Origin of the sequence: Paraburkholderia ginsengiterrae (assembly GCF_001645125.1) — a bacterium.
GTDB classification, from domain to species: Bacteria; Pseudomonadota; Gammaproteobacteria; order Burkholderiales; family Burkholderiaceae; genus Paraburkholderia; species Paraburkholderia ginsengiterrae.
In genome coordinates, this window is the sequence record NZ_LXKA01000327.1 from 52,922 (window position 1) to 71,014 (window position 18,093).

General features: G+C 63.5%; 15 protein-coding genes. 8 read left to right on the forward strand and 7 right to left on the reverse strand.

Annotated features, from left to right (window positions below; genetic code table 11):
* Nucleotides 1-125: 125 nt before the first annotated feature.
* Entirely contained in the window at nucleotides 126-332 is a 207-nt protein-coding gene (locus A6V37_RS22605; RefSeq protein WP_007180614.1) for a cold-shock protein, read from the reverse strand.
* Between the two features lie 550 nt (nucleotides 333-882).
* Here A6V37_RS22605 and clpS point away from each other — a divergent pair.
* Nucleotides 883-1,197 (forward strand): ATP-dependent Clp protease adapter ClpS, encoded by a 315-nt coding sequence (gene clpS / locus A6V37_RS22610; protein ID WP_012434130.1) that lies wholly within the window; start codon nucleotides 883-885, stop codon nucleotides 1,195-1,197.
* Entirely contained in the window at nucleotides 1,194-3,491 is a 2,298-nt protein-coding gene (gene clpA / locus A6V37_RS22615) for an ATP-dependent Clp protease ATP-binding subunit ClpA (protein ID WP_064286367.1), read from the forward strand. Before clpS ends, clpA begins: the two co-directional genes overlap by 4 nt.
* Before the next feature lie 76 nt (nucleotides 3,492-3,567).
* Here the strand turns inward: clpA and dut are convergent, their stop codons facing one another.
* The 6 genes from dut to A6V37_RS22645 all read right to left on the reverse strand — a co-directional run bounded on the left by dut (nucleotide 3,568) and on the right by A6V37_RS22645 (nucleotide 10,976).
* Entirely contained in the window at nucleotides 3,568-4,014 is a 447-nt protein-coding gene (gene dut, locus A6V37_RS22620; protein ID WP_064268668.1) for a dUTP diphosphatase, read from the reverse strand.
* Nucleotides 4,015-4,028: 14 nt separating this feature from the next.
* The gene (locus A6V37_RS22625) at nucleotides 4,029-5,048 is read right to left on the reverse strand and encodes an LLM class flavin-dependent oxidoreductase (protein ID WP_064268667.1); all 1,020 of its coding nucleotides are present in this window, start codon (nucleotides 5,046-5,048) and stop codon (nucleotides 4,029-4,031) included.
* A 73-nt stretch (nucleotides 5,049-5,121) separates the two neighbouring features.
* Complete coding sequence (gene coaBC, locus A6V37_RS22630) at nucleotides 5,122-6,336, reverse strand: bifunctional phosphopantothenoylcysteine decarboxylase/phosphopantothenate--cysteine ligase CoaBC (RefSeq protein ID WP_064286368.1); 1,215 nt, start codon at nucleotides 6,334-6,336, stop codon at nucleotides 5,122-5,124.
* Between the two features lie 120 nt (nucleotides 6,337-6,456).
* Nucleotides 6,457-6,963: a signal peptidase II gene (gene lspA / locus A6V37_RS22635; RefSeq protein ID WP_064268914.1), complete on the reverse strand. Its 507-nt coding sequence runs from the start codon at nucleotides 6,961-6,963 to the stop codon at nucleotides 6,457-6,459.
* A gap of 11 nt (nucleotides 6,964-6,974) precedes the next feature.
* Complete coding sequence (ileS, locus tag A6V37_RS22640; protein WP_064286369.1) at nucleotides 6,975-9,812, reverse strand: isoleucine--tRNA ligase; 2,838 nt, start codon at nucleotides 9,810-9,812, stop codon at nucleotides 6,975-6,977.
* Between the two features lie 168 nt (nucleotides 9,813-9,980).
* A complete protein-coding gene (locus tag A6V37_RS22645) occupies nucleotides 9,981-10,976 on the reverse strand; it encodes a bifunctional riboflavin kinase/FAD synthetase (RefSeq protein WP_064268664.1) in 996 nt (331 codons plus the stop codon).
* Nucleotides 10,977-11,094: 118 nt separating this feature from the next.
* On the opposite strand from A6V37_RS22645, the gene purN reads away from it, so the two are divergent.
* The 6 genes from purN to nadC all read left to right on the forward strand — a co-directional run bounded on the left by purN (nucleotide 11,095) and on the right by nadC (nucleotide 18,018).
* Nucleotides 11,095-11,748, forward strand: a complete 654-nt coding sequence (purN, locus tag A6V37_RS22650) for a phosphoribosylglycinamide formyltransferase (RefSeq protein ID WP_064268663.1) — start codon at nucleotides 11,095-11,097, stop codon at nucleotides 11,746-11,748.
* Nucleotides 11,745-13,004, forward strand: a complete 1,260-nt coding sequence (locus A6V37_RS22655; RefSeq protein WP_064268662.1) for an RsmB/NOP family class I SAM-dependent RNA methyltransferase — start codon at nucleotides 11,745-11,747, stop codon at nucleotides 13,002-13,004. Before purN ends, A6V37_RS22655 begins: the two co-directional genes overlap by 4 nt.
* 89 nt (nucleotides 13,005-13,093) lie before the next feature.
* Complete coding sequence (locus A6V37_RS22660) at nucleotides 13,094-14,449, forward strand: mechanosensitive ion channel family protein (protein ID WP_075643539.1); 1,356 nt, start codon at nucleotides 13,094-13,096, stop codon at nucleotides 14,447-14,449.
* Nucleotides 14,450-14,652: 203 nt separating this feature from the next.
* Nucleotides 14,653-15,849 carry a DesA family fatty acid desaturase gene (locus A6V37_RS22665; RefSeq protein WP_064268660.1) on the forward strand — a complete coding sequence of 399 codons (1,197 nt, stop codon included), beginning with the start codon at nucleotides 14,653-14,655 and terminating at the stop codon, nucleotides 15,847-15,849.
* 130 nt (nucleotides 15,850-15,979) lie between these two features.
* Nucleotides 15,980-17,119 carry a quinolinate synthase NadA gene (gene nadA, locus A6V37_RS22670; protein ID WP_064268659.1) on the forward strand — a complete coding sequence of 380 codons (1,140 nt, stop codon included), beginning with the start codon at nucleotides 15,980-15,982 and terminating at the stop codon, nucleotides 17,117-17,119.
* Nucleotides 17,119-18,018, forward strand: a complete 900-nt coding sequence (gene nadC, locus A6V37_RS22675; RefSeq protein ID WP_064268658.1) for a carboxylating nicotinate-nucleotide diphosphorylase — start codon at nucleotides 17,119-17,121, stop codon at nucleotides 18,016-18,018. The genes nadA and nadC overlap by 1 nt, the downstream gene beginning before the upstream one ends.
* The last annotated feature ends 75 nt before the right edge of the window (nucleotides 18,019-18,093 follow it).

Genomic DNA, 18,093 nt, shown 5'->3' on the forward strand with positions numbered 1-18,093 from the left:
CCGGCGCCGCGAGGCGGCCGGGGTTGTCTGTTTCTGGCTGGCCGCTTGCGTCGTGCGCTGGGCCCGCGCCAGAAAAAAGAAACCCGGCGCGAAGCCGGGTTTCAAAGGACGGGTATCGACCAGTATCAGGCGGGTGCCTGGATGTTCGATGCCTGTTTGCCTTTCGGGCCTTGCACGACCTCGAAGGTCACCTTTTGGCCTTCCTTGAGGGTCTTGAACCCATTCATCTGGATGGCCGAGAAGTGTGCAAACAGATCCTCGCCGCCTTCGTCAGGCGTGATGAATCCGAAACCTTTTGCGTCATTGAACCATTTGACCGTACCAGTTGCCATTTCCAACTTCCCCTGTAACTCATATCACTACCACGAGCCCTCGAAAAGCTCGGCGACCGCGCGGTGCAGCCGCTCCCTCCTCACAAGCTCACCATCGGCATTTTTTCGAAATTATGGCTTGGTGAAAAAAGTGCCAGCTTGATTGTTGGGGCTCTTTATTCGGGTGTCAAGAAAATTTTGAGATGCCGTTGTCGAGTTGCAAACCAGCACTTTCCAGGGTTTTTCCCGCTTTCGTTATGTGCGGTTGCGCAAGCGAGGCGTCTTGAAAAGTCGCATAATCGACTCACATGGTGTTCTGCGGGTTGCCCGCCGCCAGGCGGCGCGGGCAGCCCCTCAGCTAGCCGCGGCAGGTTGTGCGATACTCGATCCGGCTGCGGTGCAACACGACCGCAATGCATCACAGGATAGGGGCCGGCTCCGCAAGCGGCTCGTCGTATTGGCGCGCGCATGGAGGGTAATCACCCATCAGGCGGCGGCGAACAGGATCACCGGCCGGTCGGCCGGGTTTTGACAGGATTGCGGGCCTGTCCTAGTTGTTTAGAATGGGTGTATGGCGATTATCCCGGACAAGCAGGACGGCACCGTACTGGAGCGGCAGGAGAAAAAGCTCAAGCCGCCATCCATGTACAAGGTGGTGCTGCTGAATGACGACTTCACGCCAATGGAATTTGTCGTGATGGTCGTGCAGGAATATTTCAATAAAGATCGTGAAACCGCAACGCAGGTCATGTTGAAGGTGCATCGCGAAGGCAGGGGAGTTTGTGGGGTCTATACGCGGGACATCGCGTCGACCAAAGTCGAGCAAGTCGTTACCCACGCACGGCAGGCCGGGCATCCGCTGCAGTGTGTGATGGAGGAAGCATGATTGCCCAGGAACTGGAAGTCAGCCTGCACATGGCGTTCATGGAAGCACGCCAGGCGCGGCACGAGTTCATAACGGTCGAACATCTTTTGCTGGCACTGTTGGACAATCCGACAGCGGCGGAGGTGTTGCGTGCATGCGCGGCCAATATCGAGGATCTGCGCCAGAACCTGCGCAACTTCATTCATGACAACACGCCGACCGTGCCGGGCACGGACGACGTCGACACGCAGCCCACGCTGGGTTTCCAGCGTGTGATCCAGCGCGCGATCATGCATGTGCAGTCCACCTCGAATGGCAAGAAGGAAGTGACTGGCGCGAATGTGCTGGTGGCAATCTTCGGTGAGAAAGACTCACACGCGGTGTACTACCTGCAGCAGCAGGGCGTGACGCGCCTCGATGTGGTGAATTTCATCTCGCACGGCATCGCCAAGACGAGCAGCACGGACGCCGCGAAAGCGAGCGACGCGAATGCCGAGTCCGACGAGGCCGCCGCGCAGAAGGAAACGCCGCTCGCCCAGTTCACCCAGAACCTGAACCAGATGGCGAAAGATGGCCGCATCGATCCGCTGATCGGGCGCGAGTCGGAAGTCGAGCGCGTGGTGCAGGTGCTGTGCCGCCGCCGCAAGAACAATCCGCTGCTAGTCGGTGAAGCGGGCGTCGGCAAGACGGCGATCGCCGAAGGGCTCGCATGGCGCATCACGCGCGGCGAAGTGCCGGACATTCTGGCGGATGCGCAGGTGTATTCGCTCGACATGGGCGCGCTGCTCGCCGGCACCAAGTACCGCGGCGACTTCGAGCAGCGGCTGAAAACGGTCCTCAAGGAATTGAAGGAGCGTCCGCACGCCATCCTGTTCATCGACGAAATTCATACGCTGATCGGCGCAGGCGCCGCATCGGGCGGCACGCTGGACGCGTCGAACCTGCTGAAGCCGGCGTTGTCGTCGGGCACGCTCAAGTGCATCGGCGCGACCACGTTCACGGAATATCGCGGCATCTTCGAAAAAGACGCGGCATTGTCGCGTCGTTTCCAGAAGGTCGACGTGACCGAGCCGACCGTCGAGCAGACCGTGGCGATCCTGCGCGGCCTGAAGTCGCGGTTCGAAGAGCACCACGGCGTGAAGTACTCGTCGGGTGCGCTGTCGGCGGCGGCTGAGCTGTCGGCGCGCTTCATTACGGATCGTCATCTGCCGGACAAGGCGATCGACGTGATCGACGAGGCGGGCGCGGCGCAACGCATTCTGCCGAAGTCGAAGCAGAAGAAGACGATCGGCAAGAACGAGATCGAGGAAATCATTTCGAAGATCGCGCGCGTGCCGCCGCAAAGCGTGTCGCAAGACGACCGCAGCAAGCTGCAAACGCTGGATCGCGACCTGAAGAGCGTGGTGTTCGGGCAAGACCCGGCCATCGACGCGCTGTCGGCCGCGATCAAGATGGCGCGCGCGGGCCTCGGCAAGCTGGACAAGCCGATCGGCGCGTTCCTGTTCTCCGGCCCCACCGGTGTCGGCAAGACCGAAGTGGCGAAGCAGCTGGCGTTCACGCTGGGCATCGAGCTGATCCGCTTCGACATGTCGGAATACATGGAGCGTCACGCGGTCAGCCGTCTGATCGGCGCGCCGCCGGGCTATGTCGGTTTCGACCAGGGCGGTTTGCTGACCGAAGCTGTCACCAAGAAGCCGCATTGCGTGCTGCTGCTCGACGAAACCGAGAAGGCGCATCCGGACATCTACAACGTGCTGCTGCAGGTCATGGACCATGGCACGCTGACGGATAACAACGGCCGCAAGGCGGACTTCCGCAACGTCATCATCATCATGACGACGAATGCGGGCGCCGAGGCGATGGGCAAATCGGTGATCGGCTTCACGAACCGCCGCGAAACCGGCGACGAAATGGTCGACATCAAGCGCATGTTCACGCCGGAATTCCGTAACCGTCTGGACGCGACGATCAGCTTCCGCTCGCTCGATGAAGAAATCATCATGCGTGTGGTCGACAAGTTCCTGATGCAGCTGGAAGATCAGTTGCACGAGAAGAAGGTCGACGCGCTCTTCACCGACGCGCTGCGCAAGCATCTCGCCAAGCACGGTTTCGACCCGCTGATGGGCGCGCGGCCAATGCAGCGCCTGATTCAGGACACGATCCGTCGCGCACTCGCCGACGAGCTGTTGTTCGGCAAGCTGATGAACGGCGGCCGTGTGACGGTCGACGTCGATGCGGAAGACAAGGTGCAGTTGACCTTCGACGAGCATCCGGCGCCGCGCAATCCGAATCCGGAAGCGGTGGAAATCGAGTAACTTTCGGTCGCTATAAAAAACGGCGCGGGTTTCAAACCCCGCGCCGTTTTTCTTTGTGCACACCGATCGGCTTCGATCAGTGCTTGCCTGTGCTGCCGAAACCGCCAGCTCCACGTTCGCTGGTTTCGAAATCGTCGACGATATTGAACTCGGCCTGCACCACCGGCACGATGACCAGTTGCGCGAGACGTTCCATCGGATTAAGCACGAATGTGGTCTGGCCGCGGTTCCACGTCGAGATCATCAGTTGACCTTGATAATCGGAGTCGATCAGGCCAACCAGATTGCCCAGCACGATACCGTGCTTATGCCCCAAGCCCGAACGCGGCAGAATCAGCGCCGCGTAGCCCGGATCGCCAACGTGAACCGCGAGACCCGTCGGCACCAGCGCGGTTTCGCCTGGCTTCAGCGTGAGCGGTTCGTCGAGGCAGGCGCGCAGGTCGAGGCCCGCGCTGCCGGTGGTGGCGTAAGCCGGGAGTTGGTCGCGCATGCGCGCATCGAGAATCTTCAGGTCGAGTTTCATGCAGGGTCGAAGGGTTAAGGGCTAGGGGCCGGGCGTCCGGTCTGGAACGCTTCGGCAAGAAGTTCATAGGAGCGCAGCCGGGCGCGGTAGCTGCCCGCCACGGTGAGCACGATCAATTCGTCGGCCTGGAACTGCTCCTGCAGCGCATGGAGCCGCTCGGTGACGGTTTCCGGCGTACCGATGATACTGCGAGGCTTTTCACGGTCGACCACGAGTTGCTCGCGTGTTCCGTACTCCTGAGCGAGACCTTGTTCGATCGATGGAATCGGCTCATTCAATCCGTGGGCCATCTGCACGCGGCGCAGATCGACGGCCTTCTCCAGGTCGGCGGCTTCCTGTTCGGTGTCCGCGCAGATCACGAAGACGGCTGCGGCGAGGTAGGGCTTCTGCGCTTCCAGGCTGGCTTTGAAGCGCTCGCGGTAGGCCTGCACCACCTGTTGCCCGAAATGCGCGTTGATGAAATGCGCGAACGAAAACCGGATGCCGAGCTGGGCGGCGAGCTGTCCGCCGAATTCACTCGAGCCGAGGATCCACAATTGCGGACGTGTCGCGATTTTCGGCTGCAGCAGCACACCGTGCGCCAGATGACCTTCGGGCAACGTGCCATGCATCAGGCCGAGCAGATCCGACACCTGCTGCGGGAAAAAATCGCCGCAATTGTAAGCGCCGGCGGCCACCGCTTGCGCCGTGGCCATGTCACCGCCCGGCGCGCGCCCCACGCCCAGATCGATACGATTCGGGAACAGTGCCTCGAGCATCATGAATTGCTCGGCGACCTTGAACGGGCTGTAGTACGGCAGCATCACGCCACCAGAGCCGAGCCGGATGCGTTTCGTCACGCTGCCGAGGCGGGCCAGCATCACCTCGGGGCAGGGATTCGACAGGCCGCGCAAGCCGTGATGCTCGGCACACCAGTAACGCGTGTAGCCGAGGTCGTCGGCGAGTTGCGCGAGTTCAACGGTGGCGGCAATCGCGTCCGCCACCGAATGCCCGGCGATCACGGGCGTTTGATCGAGCACGGATAGTAGCGTCATGTCAGACCTGCTTCAGATGCCTCAATTCGCTCGCGCGGAGGCGGCGACCGCGTCGATGTGCCGCCGCGGCCGCTCAGCGAATTGGACTTGTGTCGGGCAGACGCTTCGCGATTTCCGCGATCAATGCGCGCGCGAGCGTCTGCTTGTCGGCGCGCGGCAGCCTGGTCGTGCGAGCTGCTTCGAACAGGATCACTTCGTTGTCGTCCAGGCCGAAGGTGAGGGGGCCGAGATTGCCGATCAAAAGCGGCACCTTCTTGCGCACGCGCTTTTCTTCACCGTGGGTTTCGAGGTCGCCGCTCTCCGCTGCAAAGCCGACGGTGAACGGCGGACGCGGCAGTTGCGCGACCGCAGCCAGAATGTCCGGATTTTCGACGAAGGCAAAGCTCGGCAGCGCGTGCCCGGCAGTCTTCTTGATTTTATGCTCGCTGGCGTGATCGACACGCCAATCCGCCACGGCGGCCACGCCAATGAAGATGTCGGCGTTCGCGACCGAACCCATCACGGCATCGTGCATCTGCTGGGCCGTTTGCACGTCTTCGCGCAGCACGCCCCACGGCGTCTCAAGGGCGACCGGACCGGCGACCAGATGCACGTCGGCGCCGGCCTGCTGCGCGGCGCGCGCGAGCGCGAAGCCCATCTTGCCGCTGGAGCGGTTGGTGATGCCGCGGACCGGATCGAGCGGCTCGAAGGTCGGTCCGGCAGTCAGCAGCACGCGCCGGCCGGCCAGGATCTTCGGTGCGAAGAACGAGGCAATGGCTTCGTAGGTGGCCGCGGCTTCGAGCATGCGGCCGTCGCCGATTTCGCCGCACGCCTGCGGGCCGGAATCGGGGCCGAGCACGCTCACGCCGTCGGCGCGCAGTTGCGCGACGTTGCGCTGCGTGGCCGGGTTCTGCCACATCTGCCGGTTCATGGCCGGCACTACGAGCAGCGGACAATCGCGCGCGACGCACAGCGTCGAGAGCAGGTCGTCGGCCATGCCGTGGACGAGTTTGGCGAGGAAGTCGGTGGAGGCGGGGGCAATCACGATCGCGTCCGCTTCACGCGACAGATCGATGTGCGCCATGTTGTTCGGCACCCGCGCGTCCCACTGGCTCGTGTAGACCGGACGGCCAGACAGCGCCTGCATAGTGACGGGGGTGATGAACTGCGTGGCCGCTTCGGTCATGACGACCTGCACGGTCGCGCCGGCTTTGGTCAGCAGACGCGTGAGTTCGGCGATCTTGTAGCAGGCAATGCCGCCCGTCATGCCGAGGACGAGATGTTTTCCTGCGAGTTCTGCGGTTGCCAACGAAAGCCTCCGACAAAGCGTGATGGCGGGCGGCGGGTGGCGGCGCGAGATTTTGTCTCGCGCCGCCGCGCCTTTGCAACTCGGGCCTCAGCGCCGATCTGAGCGCGGGCCCCTACGGCGTTAGTGCGTGCGGCGCACGCGCCGCAATTCGTCGAGCACGAGCAGAATCGCGCCGACCGTGATCGCGCTATCGGCGAGATTGAACGCCGGCCAGTGCCAGGCGCGCACGTGGAAATCGAGGAAGTCGATCACGTGGCCGTACGCCAGCCGGTCGATCACATTGCCGAGCGCGCCGCCGAGAATCAGCGAGAGCGCCGTGCAAAACATCTTCTGCCCGCCGTGGCGTTTGAGCAGGTAGCTGATCACCAGCGCGGCCACCACGCCGAGCGCGGTGAACGCCCAGCGCTGCCAGCCGCCCGCCATGGCGAGGAAGCTGAAGGCCGCGCCGCGGTTGTACACGAGGATCAGGTTGAAAAACGACGTGACCTCATGCGCGACACCGTAGGCGAACACCTTCTGGACCGCGATTTTCGTCAGCTGATCGAACAGGATGACGATGAGCGCGACCCCAAGCCAGGGCGCCAGCGAGCTGTTTCCGGCAGACGATTTCGAAGCGGTTTTCGACATGGTTCCCGCCATTATGCCGCGCTCCTGGCTTCACCGTTGCCGAACAGATTGCTGAAGCAGCGGCCGCACAGCGTGGGGTGTTCGGCGTTCGCGCCGACGTCCGCGCGGTAGTGCCAGCAGCGCTCGCACTTCAGATACTTCGAGGCAATGACCTCGACGCCTTCTTCCGCTTCGCTGCCGACCTTCACGACGCTCGCCGCCGAGGTGATCAGCACGAACTTCAAGTCGTCGCCGAGGCTCGTGAGCGCGTCATAACGGGCGCCGCTCGCGCGGATTTCGACTTCCGCCTGCAACGACGAGCCGATCTGGTTCGCCACGCGCGCTTCTTCCAGCGCCTTCGTCACGTCGCTGCGCGCGGCGCGCAGGAGCGTCCATTTGTCGAGCAGCGCGCCGGCTTCCGGCACCGCCGGGAACGCGTGATACGTCTCGGTGAAGATCGTTTCGTTGTTCGGCGCGAATACCTTCCACGCTTCTTCCGCGGTGAACGACAGGAACGGCGCCATCAGACGCAGCAGGCCGTGCGCGATGTGGTACAGCGCGGTCTGTGCCGAGCGGCGCGCGACGGAGTCCGCCGCCGTGGTGTACAGACGGTCTTTCAGCACGTCCAGATAGAAGCCGCCGAGGTCTTCCGAGCAGAACGTCTGCAGCTTGGCGACCACCGGGTGGAACTCGTACTTCTCGTAGTGCGACAGGACGTCGTTTTGCAGGTTCGCCGACAGCGCCACCGCATAGCGGTCGATCTCGAGCCAGTCTTCCACCGGACGGGCGTGTTGCGCGAAATCGAAATCCGACAGATTCGCGAGCAGGAAGCGCAGCGTGTTGCGGATACGGCGATAGCCTTCTGTCACGCGCTTCAGGATTTCTTCGGAAATGGCCAGTTCGCCCGAGTAGTCGGTCGAGGCAATCCACAGACGGATGATTTCCGCGCCGAGGCGGTTCGCCACTTCATGGGGGTCGATGCCGTTGCCGAGCGACTTGCTCATCTTGCGGCCTTCGCCGTCGACGGTGAAGCCGTGCGTGAGCAGCGCGTTGTACGGCGGGCGGCCGTCGAGCATCGAGGCGGTCAGGAGCGACGAGTGGAACCAGCCGCGGTGCTGGTCCGAGCCTTCCAGATACAGATCGGCCGGGAATTGCAGCTGGTCCTTGTGCGAGCCGCGCAGCACGTGCCAGTGCGTGGTGCCCGAGTCGAACCAGACGTCCAGCGTGTCGCGGTTCTTTTCGTACATGTTGGCGTCGTCGCCGATCAGCTCGCGCGGGTCGAGCGATTGCCAGGCTTCGATGCCGGCCTTCTCGACGCGTTGTGCGACTTCTTCGAGCAATTCCAGCGTACGCGGATGCAGCTCGCCGGTTTCCTTGTGCACGAAGAATGCCATCGGCACACCCCATTGGCGCTGGCGCGACAGCGTCCAGTCCGGCCGGTTGGCGATCATGCTGAAGAGGCGCTGCTTGCCCCACGACGGATAGAACGCGGTGTTTTCGATACCTTCGAGCGCGGTTTCGCGCAGGGTCTTGTTGGTGTCGTTCGGCTTGACGTCCATGCCGGCGAACCACTGCGACGTCGCGCGGTAGATGATCGGCGTCTTGTGGCGCCAGCAGTGCATGTAGCTGTGCGCGAATTTCTCGGTGCGCAGCAGGGAGCCGGCGCCTTGCAGCGCTTCGACGATCTGCGGATTGGCCGCCCAGATCGACAGGCCGCCGAACAGCGCGAGCGACTCGATATAGCGGCCGTCGCCCATCACCGGATTGATGATGTCCGAATCGGCCATGCCGTGTGCCTTGCACGACACGAAGTCTTCCACGCCGTACGCCGGCGACGAGTGCACGATGCCCGTGCCCGTTTCGGTCGTCACGTAGTCGCCGAGATAAACCGGCGCGGTGCGCTTGTAGCCAGGATGCGCGGGCGCGAGCGGGTGGTTGAAGCGCAGATTGACGAGCTTCGCGCCTGGCGTGGTGGCAACCACGGTGCCTTCCAGGCCATACAGCTTCAGGCAGGCTTCAACGCGCTCTTCGGCGAGGATCAGCAGGCCGCGCGGCGTGTCGACCAGCGCGTAGACGATTTCCGGGTGCAGGTTCAGCGCCTGGTTGGCGGGAATGGTCCACGGCGTGGTGGTCCAGATCACGATGCCGCCTTCGTTGCGCGGCAGCGCGGCGAGGCCGAAGGCCTGCGCGGTCTTTTCCGGCTCGGCGAAGCTGAACATCACGTCGATGGTCGGATCGGTCTTGTCCTTGTATTCGACTTCCGCTTCGGCCAGCGCCGAGCCGCAGTCGAAACACCAGTTCACCGGCTTCAGGCCGCGGAACACGTAGCCTTTTTCCATGATCTTCGCGAGCGCGCGGATTTCGCCGGCTTCGTTCGTGAAGTTCATGGTCTTGTACGGATTGTCCCAGTCGCCGAGCACGCCCAGGCGCCGGAAGCCGACCTTCTGCTTCTCGATCTGCTCGGTCGCGTAGGCGCGCGCTTTCTGCATGACTTCGGCGGCCGGCAGTGACTTGCCGAACTGCTTCTCGATCTGGATTTCGATCGGCATGCCGTGGCAGTCCCAGCCCGGCACGTAGACCGCGTCGAAGCCCGCCAGATTGCGCGCCTTGACGATCATGTCCTTGAGGATCTTGTTCACCGCGTGGCCGAGGTGGATGTCGCCGTTCGCATACGGCGGGCCGTCGTGCAGGATGAACTTCTTGCGGCCCTGGCTGGCGGCGCGGATCTTTTCGTAGATCTTGCGTTCCTGCCATTCCTTGACCCATTGCGGCTCGCGCTTGGGCAGGTCGCCGCGCATCGGGAACGGCGTGTCGAGCAGGTTGACCGGGTAGCGTGACTGCGGTTTCGAATCGGCTTTCTTGTTGCTCATGATGAGGTCGCGGTGAATTCTTTCTATGCGCAGCGAGGCGCGGAATGCGCACGATGCGCGAGGGCGTTGGGCGCGCCCGGCAGGCATGTCGCGTGAGTCACGGACGCCCTTCGATGCGCGCAGCGAGGGACCCTGCGACGCTCGGCGCGCACGCGGGGTCCACGGCGGCTATCTAATTCGGTCGGTGGCCGAGGTGGCGAAGCCGGTGGAACGGCTGCCCGGCGTGCCGGCGCCGACAGCTGCGAACCACGCGCGCGCATTGGCGACGTCGCGCGCAATGGCGGCGGTCAGCGTTTCGAGGTCGACGTACTTTTCCTCGTCGCGCAGCTTCTTCAGGAATTCGACGCGCACAAGTTTGCCATAGGCGTCGCCATGCCAGTCGAGCAGGTGAACTTCGAGCAGCACGCGCCCGGAATCGTCGACGGTGGGGCGCAGGCCCAGGCTCGCGACGCCCGGCAACGGTTCGTCCGCCACGCCGTGCACGCGCACGATGAAAATGCCCGCCAGCGCCGGACGCTTGTGGGCGATCGGCAGGTTCAGCGTGGGGAAGCCGAGATCGCGGCCGAGCTTCATGCCGTGCACGACGTGGCCGCTGATCAGATAGTCTCGGCCCAGCGCGGCGCGCGCCGAGTCGAGGTCTCCCGCCACCAGCGCCGCGCGCACGCCCGAGCTGGAAATGCGCGCGCCCGACGGATCGGCCACCGTGGCCATCTGCTCGACTTCGAAACCGTGTTGCTGCCCGGCGGCCTGCAGCGACGTGAAGTCGCCCGCGCGCTTGGCGCCGTAGCGGAAATCGTCGCCGATCATGACCCAGCGCGCGTGCAGCCCGTTGACGATGATCCGCTCGACGAACGTGTCCGGCGACTGGCTCGCGAACGTGTGATTGAAGTGCTCGACTACCACCCGGTCGACGCCGTTGGTGCGCAGCGCTTCGAGCTTGTCGCGCAGCATCGCGATGCGCGGCGGCGCGCCCGCTGGGTTGAAGAATTCGCGCGGGTGCGGCTCGAAGGTCATCACGCAGACGGGCAGGCCGCGCGCATCGGCCGCCGCGCGCACATGGGCGAGCAAAGCCTGATGGCCGCGGTGGACACCGTCGAAGTTGCCGATGGTCAGTGCGCAGGGCGCACGGCTTTCAGCATTGGGAAGACCGCGGAAGACTCTCACGATAGCGGGTTCGGGGTAGGGCGGCCAAGGTGCCGCAAAACAAACGATTATAAACGCTCAGCGCAGTAGACGGCGGCGCGTCGCGGTTTTGGGTGTCCCCGAATGATAAAATCCGCGGATGAAAAAACTCGTCATCCTGATTTCCGGACGGGGAAGCAACATGGAAGCCATCGTTCGTGCCTGCTCGGCCGAAGGCTGGCCGGCGCAGGTCGCCGCCGTGATTGCCAACCGTCCTGACGCCGCGGGCCTTGCGTTCGCGGCGTCGCACGGCATTGCCACCGCGGTGGTCGACCACCGCCAGTTTCCCGACCGAGACAGCTTCGACGCCGCGCTGGCCCAGCAGATCGACGGCTTCGCGCCCGAGCTGGTGGTGCTCGCCGGGTTCATGCGCGTGCTCACGGCCGGTTTCGTCGATCATTACGCGGGGCGCATGCTGAACGTGCATCCATCACTGCTGCCGAGCTTTCCGGGGTTGAAAACCCACCAGCAGGCGCTCGACGCCGGCGTGCGGCTGCATGGCGCGTCCGTGCATTTTGTCACGTCGCAGCTGGATCATGGGCCGATCGTCGTGCAGTCGGCGGTCCCCGTCGAAACCGGCGACACGCCCGCCACGCTCGCCGAACGCGTGCTGGCTACCGAACATATTATTTATCCACGCGCGGTGCGCTGGTTCGTCGAAGGGCGTCTGGCTCTCGACGGCCTGCGTGTCACGCTTACGCCGCCAGAGCCGCAATGGCTCTTTGCCGGTCACACTGCCGGAGAGGGCGCATGAGATTGCATGGTTTCCTGATTGGACAAACCGAGACGTTGCTGGCTGACGTCCTGAAGCTGAATGGCCCGGCCGATGCCGCCACGAGCCGTTTCTTCCGCGCGCATCCGAAGCTCGGGCACGGCGAACGCGGCGTGATCGCCGAGGCGGTGTTCGCGGTGCTGCGCCGCCGGATGGAGTTCGCCCATCTGGCCGAAAGCGGCGCCGGCAGCCCGGCGCGCCGTCTGGCCCTGCTGGGCCTGATGCAGACGGCCGGCCGCACGGCGCTCAAGCCATTCGTGTCCGAGTCGGAGTCGAAGTGGCTCGACCACGTCGCGACGATCGACCCGGAGAGCCTGCCGCTGCGCATTCGCCTGAATCTGCCCGGGTGGATATCCGAGGCGCTCAGCCAGCGGTTCGACGCCGCCGAGCTGGCGCAACTGGCCGCCGCGCTGAACTATCCGGCGCCGCTCGATCTGCGCGCGAATCCGATCAAGGCGAGCCGCGACGACGTGTTGAACGCGTTGTCGAAGGCGGGCATCGAGGCCGGTGCGACGCCGTTCGCGCCGTTCGGCGTGCGCGTGGTCGGCAAGCCGCCGCTCACCAAGCTGGACGCGTTTCAGCACGGCTGGCTCGAAGTGCAGGACGAAGGCAGCCAGTTGCTGTGCGCGCTGGTCGCGCCCAAGCGCGGCGAGATGATCGTCGACTTTTGCGCCGGCGCGGGCGGCAAGACGCTGGCGCTGGGCGCGGCGATGCGCTCCACCGGCCGTCTCTACGCTTTCGACATCTCCGAGCGGCGCCTCGCCAAACTCAAGCCGCGCCTCGCGCGCAGCGGGTTGTCGAACGTGAATCCGGTGCTGATCGACAGCGAACACGATTCGAAGATCAAGCGCCTCGCGGGCAAGATCGACCGCGTGCTCGTCGACGCGCCGTGCAGCGGCCTGGGCACGCTGCGCCGCAACCCCGACCTGAAGTGGCGCCAGTCGCCGGAATCGGTCGCCGAACTGACGCCGAAGCAACTGTCGATTCTCACCAGCGCGGCCCGTCTGGTGAAGAAGGGCGGCCGCCTCGTCTACGCCACCTGCTCGATTCTGGAGGCGGAAAACGAAGCCGTCGTGAAGCAGTTCCTCGCCGATCATCCGGACTTCGCCCTCGTGCCCGCGCGCGACGTGCTGGCCGAGCAGCGCATCGATCTGGAAATGGGCGATTATCTGTCGCTGTGGCCGCACCGCCACGCAACCGACGGTTTCTTTGCCGCAGTGCTCGAACGTCAGAGTTAAGCGCAACAGGCATTGGCCGGCGCGCGGGTTCTCGGGTTCACTGATTCGATCCCAGGGCCTGACGGTGCGCCGGCGATTTCGGCGACATCATGCAAAACCGTCTTTTCCCCCATATGTTCAGCGACCTGCTGCGCGACTTCGGCCAGCCGGTGATGCTGTGGCAGATCGGCGTCCTGCTCGGGACGCTCGCGCTCGCTTGGCTGCTAGCACGCGTGTTGCGGCGCGCGCTGGATCTGCGCCGCCAGACGCGCTATCAGACGCTGCGTTTCGGCGCGGAGAGCCTGAATCGCGCGTTCTTCCCGCTGATCGGCGCGTGTCTCGTCTGGCTCGCGCGATCGATCGCGAGCCCGTTCATGCATACGGCGCTGCTCGACCTGGCCTTGGTGCCGCTGTTCGGCATAGGCCTGATTTACATCGTGTTTTTCTTCGCGAGGCGGGTCTTCAGCCACGACGGCGAGACTCATCCGTGGCTGTTTCTCGTCGAAAAGTTCGTTTCGCTGATTGTCTGGATCGCCATGGTGCTCACGGTGGTGGGTATCCAGGACGACGTGATCGACTGGATGGCGAGCGTCCATTTCCGGATCGCCAACGCGCACATGACGCTGCTCTCGCTCGTCACGGGCCTGATGTGGGTGTGCGTGACGATGATCATCGCGATGTGGCTCGGCTCGGCGTTCGAAGACCGCCTGATCCGTTCGACCACGCTCGACGCCAATCTGAAGGTGGTGGTGGCGCGGGTCGGCCGGGCGCTGTTCGTGCTGGCGGCGGTGCTGATCAGCCTCTCGCTGGTCGGCATCGATATCACGGTGCTGGGTGTGTTCGGCGGCGCGCTGGGCGTTGGGCTCGGTTTCGGCATGCAGAAGATCGCCAGCAACTATGTGTCGGGCTTCATCATCCTGATCGACCGGTCGCTGCGGATCGGCGACACGATCAACGTGAGCGGCCTGCAGGGCATGGTCACGCAGATCCGCACGCGCTATACCGTGGTGCGCGGGCTGGACGGCATTGAGACGCTGATCCCGAACGAAAAGCTGATTACTGACGTGGTGCAGAACCAGTCGTCATACCTGACCCGCGGCTTTTCGAAGCTGGCCGTGCAGGTCGCGTACACGTCCAACGTCGAACAGGCCATGGCGCTCCTCGCGCAGGCTGCCGAGGGCGTGCCGCGCGTGCTGCAGGAGCCGGCGCCGACGCCTTATCTGGCGAGTTTCGGCGCGGACGGCATCAATCTCGAACTCGGCTTCTGGATCGAGGACGCGGCGAAGGGCACCTCGGGCGTGCGTTCGGCCGTCAATCGCAATATCTGGCGTCTGTTTTCGGAGCACGACATCTCGATTCCGTTCGCGCAACGCGAAGTGCGAATTGTCGGCAATGTGAGCGACGCAATGCCGCAGCCGGTAATAATGACCGCCCCCGCCGCAAACCAGGCGGACAGCGCCCGCTGATGGGCGTTTTGAGCGCGGCCGCCGGTCTTCAACGAGACTTTCGGCGCGCTCATCCTCTTGATGCCGCACAAAAAATCCCTATTTGTTACAAACACTTGGAACGGTTCAAGTAGAATATCGTCCAACCTCGCTGTATGCTTTCACTTTCTTGACACACGCGTCCTGCGTTTGTCTTGTGTCTCTCGTTCCACAGGTAAATTGCCTTGTTGAATTCTTTGCTTGATTTCCTTGCCCACGGGCTGCTGCACTTCTCGTGGTGGCAACTCGTGCTGTACACGCTGGCTGTCACGCACGTCACGATCATCGGCGTCACGGTCTATCTGCATCGCTGCCAGGCGCACCGCGCGCTGGAGCTGCATCCGGTCGTCAGTCATTTTTTCCGCTTCTGGCTGTGGATGACCACCGGCATGCTGACCGGCCAGTGGGCCGCGATTCACCGTAAGCACCATGCCAAGTGCGAAACGGAAGAAGATCCGCACAGCCCGCAAACGCGCGGCATCTGGAAGGTGCTGCTCGAAGGCGCAGAACTCTATCGCACGGAAGCGAAAAACGAAGAAACGATGCGCAAGTTCAGTCACGGCACGCCGAACGACTGGATGGAACGCAACGTCTACACCAAGTACCCGATCCTCGGCGTGAGCCTGATGATGGTGCTGAACGTCGCGCTGTTCGGCGTTGTGGGCCTGACGATCTGGGCCGTCCAGATGGTCTGGATTCCGTTCTGGGCCGCCGGCGTGGTCAACGGCCTCGCGCATTTCTGGGGCTATCGCAACTTCAATTCGTCGGATGCCAGCACGAACATTTTCCCGTGGGGCATCATCATCGGCGGTGAGGAACTTCACAATAATCACCACACGTATGCGACGTCGGCCAAGTTGTCGAACAAGTGGTACGAGTTCGATATCGGCTGGATGTACATCCGCATCATGTCGGCGTTCCGCCTCGCCAAGGTGAAGAAGGTTGCGCCCACGCCGCGTCTGACCACCGGCAAGCTGGTGCTCGATCAAGACACGCTGCAGGCGGTGCTGGCCAATCGCTACGAAGTGATGGCCCGTTACGGCAAGGCGCTCAAGCGCGCTTACCGTCAGGAACTGGCGCATCTGAAGGAAGTGGGCGCGCGTGAGAAGTATCAGGTCATGCGCGGCGCACGTAGCTGGTTCCACAAGGAAGAAGCCGGTCTCGACGAGCCGCAGAAGCGCCAGCTGCCGCAAATCTTCGCGAACAGCCAGAAGCTCAAGACTTACATCGACATGCGCAACGAACTGGCGGCAATGTGGGAGCGCTCCAATGCGTCGCGCGATCAGTTGCTGATCCAGTTGCAGGACTGGTGTCATCGCGCGGAGCAGAGCGGCATTAAGGCACTGCAGGAATTCGCGTTGCGACTGCGCCGTTATGCCTGATAGCGAAATCCATTAAAATCTCGTTACGTCACAAAACCCCGCGTTGGCGGGGTTTTGCTTTTTGGGCCACGGAAACACCATCAATTCATGATGGACAGTCCGCGGCGGCAGAGCGAGGGCAGAGGAGATCATGGAGCAGCAGGCGATCAGGACCGTCGAATATGACCGGCCGCAGGCACAGGGCACGACCTGTGGAATCGGGCAGGCGTGGGCGAAGGTGCCCGCCATGCCGTCGGCGGAAGAGAAAGTGGCGCTGAAGGCACGCATCCGCGCGTTGCTCGAGCGCGAGAAGGCCGTGCTCGTCGCGCACTATTACGTCGACGCGGAATTGCAGGAGCTTGCCGACGAGACCGGCGGCTGCGTGGCCGACTCGCTGGAGATGGCGCGCTTCGGGCGCGATCACGCAGCGCAGACACTGGTCGTTGCCGGTGTGCGCTTCATGGGCGAGACAGCGAAAATCCTGAGTCCGGACAAGCGCATTCTGATGCCGGATCTCGACGCGACCTGTTCGCTCGATCTTGGCTGCCCGGTCGATGAATTCTCGGCTTTTTGCGACGCACACCCGGATCGCACCGTGGTCGTGTATGCGAACACGAGCGCGGCGGTGAAGGCGCGCGCGGACTGGATGGTGACGTCGTCGATCGGACTGGAGATCGTGGCCGACCTGCACGCGCGTGGCGAAAAAATCATCTGGGCGCCGGACCGGCACCTCGGCAGCTATATCCAGAACAAGACCGGCGCGGACATGCTGCTGTGGCAGGGCTCATGCCTCGTGCACGACGAGTTCAAGGGCATCGAACTCGATCTGCTGCGTGCCGAATATCCCGGCGCGAAGGTGCTGGTGCATCCGGAGTCGCCGGCCAACGTCGTGGCGCAAGCGGATGTGGTGGGCTCGACCACGCAATTGATCGACGCCGCGCAAAAGCTCGACGCGACGCATTTCATCGTGGCGACCGATCTCGGCATCCTGCACAAGATGCAGCTCGCCGCACCAGGCAAGGTCTTGATTGCCGCGCCAACGGCCGGCAATAGTGCGACCTGCAAGAGCTGCGCGCACTGTCCGTGGATGGCGATGAACGGCCTGGCCAATCTGGCCGATGTGCTCGAGCGTGGCCACAATGAGATTTTCGTCGATCGTGCGATCGGTGAACGGGCGCGTCTGCCGATCGACCAGATGCTGGATTTCGCGGCGCGTCACAAGAAGCGCGTGCAGGCGAGCGGCGATCTCGCGCGCGATGCGCAACTGTATTCGAACGTGGGAGCAGCGTAATGGGAGCGGTTGAGTGCGGGCAGGCCGAGGCGGTGTCGCCGCTGTTCGATGAAATTCACGCGCAGTACGGTGTGGCATTCAGCGCCGCCTTGGCGCGCAATGTCGCGGACGCGCTGGCAGAGGATATCGGCACAGGCGACCAGACGGGCCGCCTTGTGCCCGCCGACGACGTGCGCGAGGCGCGCATTATCGTGCGCGAGGACGCTGTGCTGTGCGGGGTGCCGTGGTTCAACGCGGTCATGCGCGCGGTCGATCCGCGTATCGAAGTGACGTGGCGCTACCGTGAGGGCGATCGCATGGCAGCGGATACCCCGGTTTGCGAGCTGCGTGGCCCCGTGCGTGCGTTGCTGACCGCGGAGCGTAACGCGCTGAATTTCCTGCAACTGCTGTCGGGTGTGGCGAGCGCAACGCGCCGCTATGTCGACGCTGTCGCTCATACGAGCACGCGCATTCTCGATACACGCAAGACTTTGCCGGGTCTGCGGCTCGCGCAAAAGTACGCGGTGCGCGTGGGCGGCGGCGCAAATCAGCGGCTGGCGCTGTATGACGGCATTCTCATCAAGGAAAACCACATTGCCGCCGCTGGTGGCGTGGGAGCGGCGATGGACGCCGCGCTGGCGCTGAATGCGGGCATATCGATCCAGATAGAAGTCGAGACACTCGAGCAACTGGAAGCCGCCTTGGCGCACGGCGCGCAGTCCGTTCTGCTGGACAATTTTTCGTTCGACGCAATGCGTGACGCGGTGCGCATCACAGCAGGGAGGGCGGTGCTGGAAGTGTCGGGCGGTGTGAACTTCGAAACTGTGCGGACGATTGCGGAGACGGGCGTGGATCGTGTATCGATCGGTGCGTTGACCAAAGACGTGCGTGCAACGGATTACTCGATGCGAATAGTCTAAGGCGAGCGTTTCTACGCACCCGACGCAGGAAGAACGGGCCATTGCCGGATATCCCGGCAATGGCCCGTTTTTTTA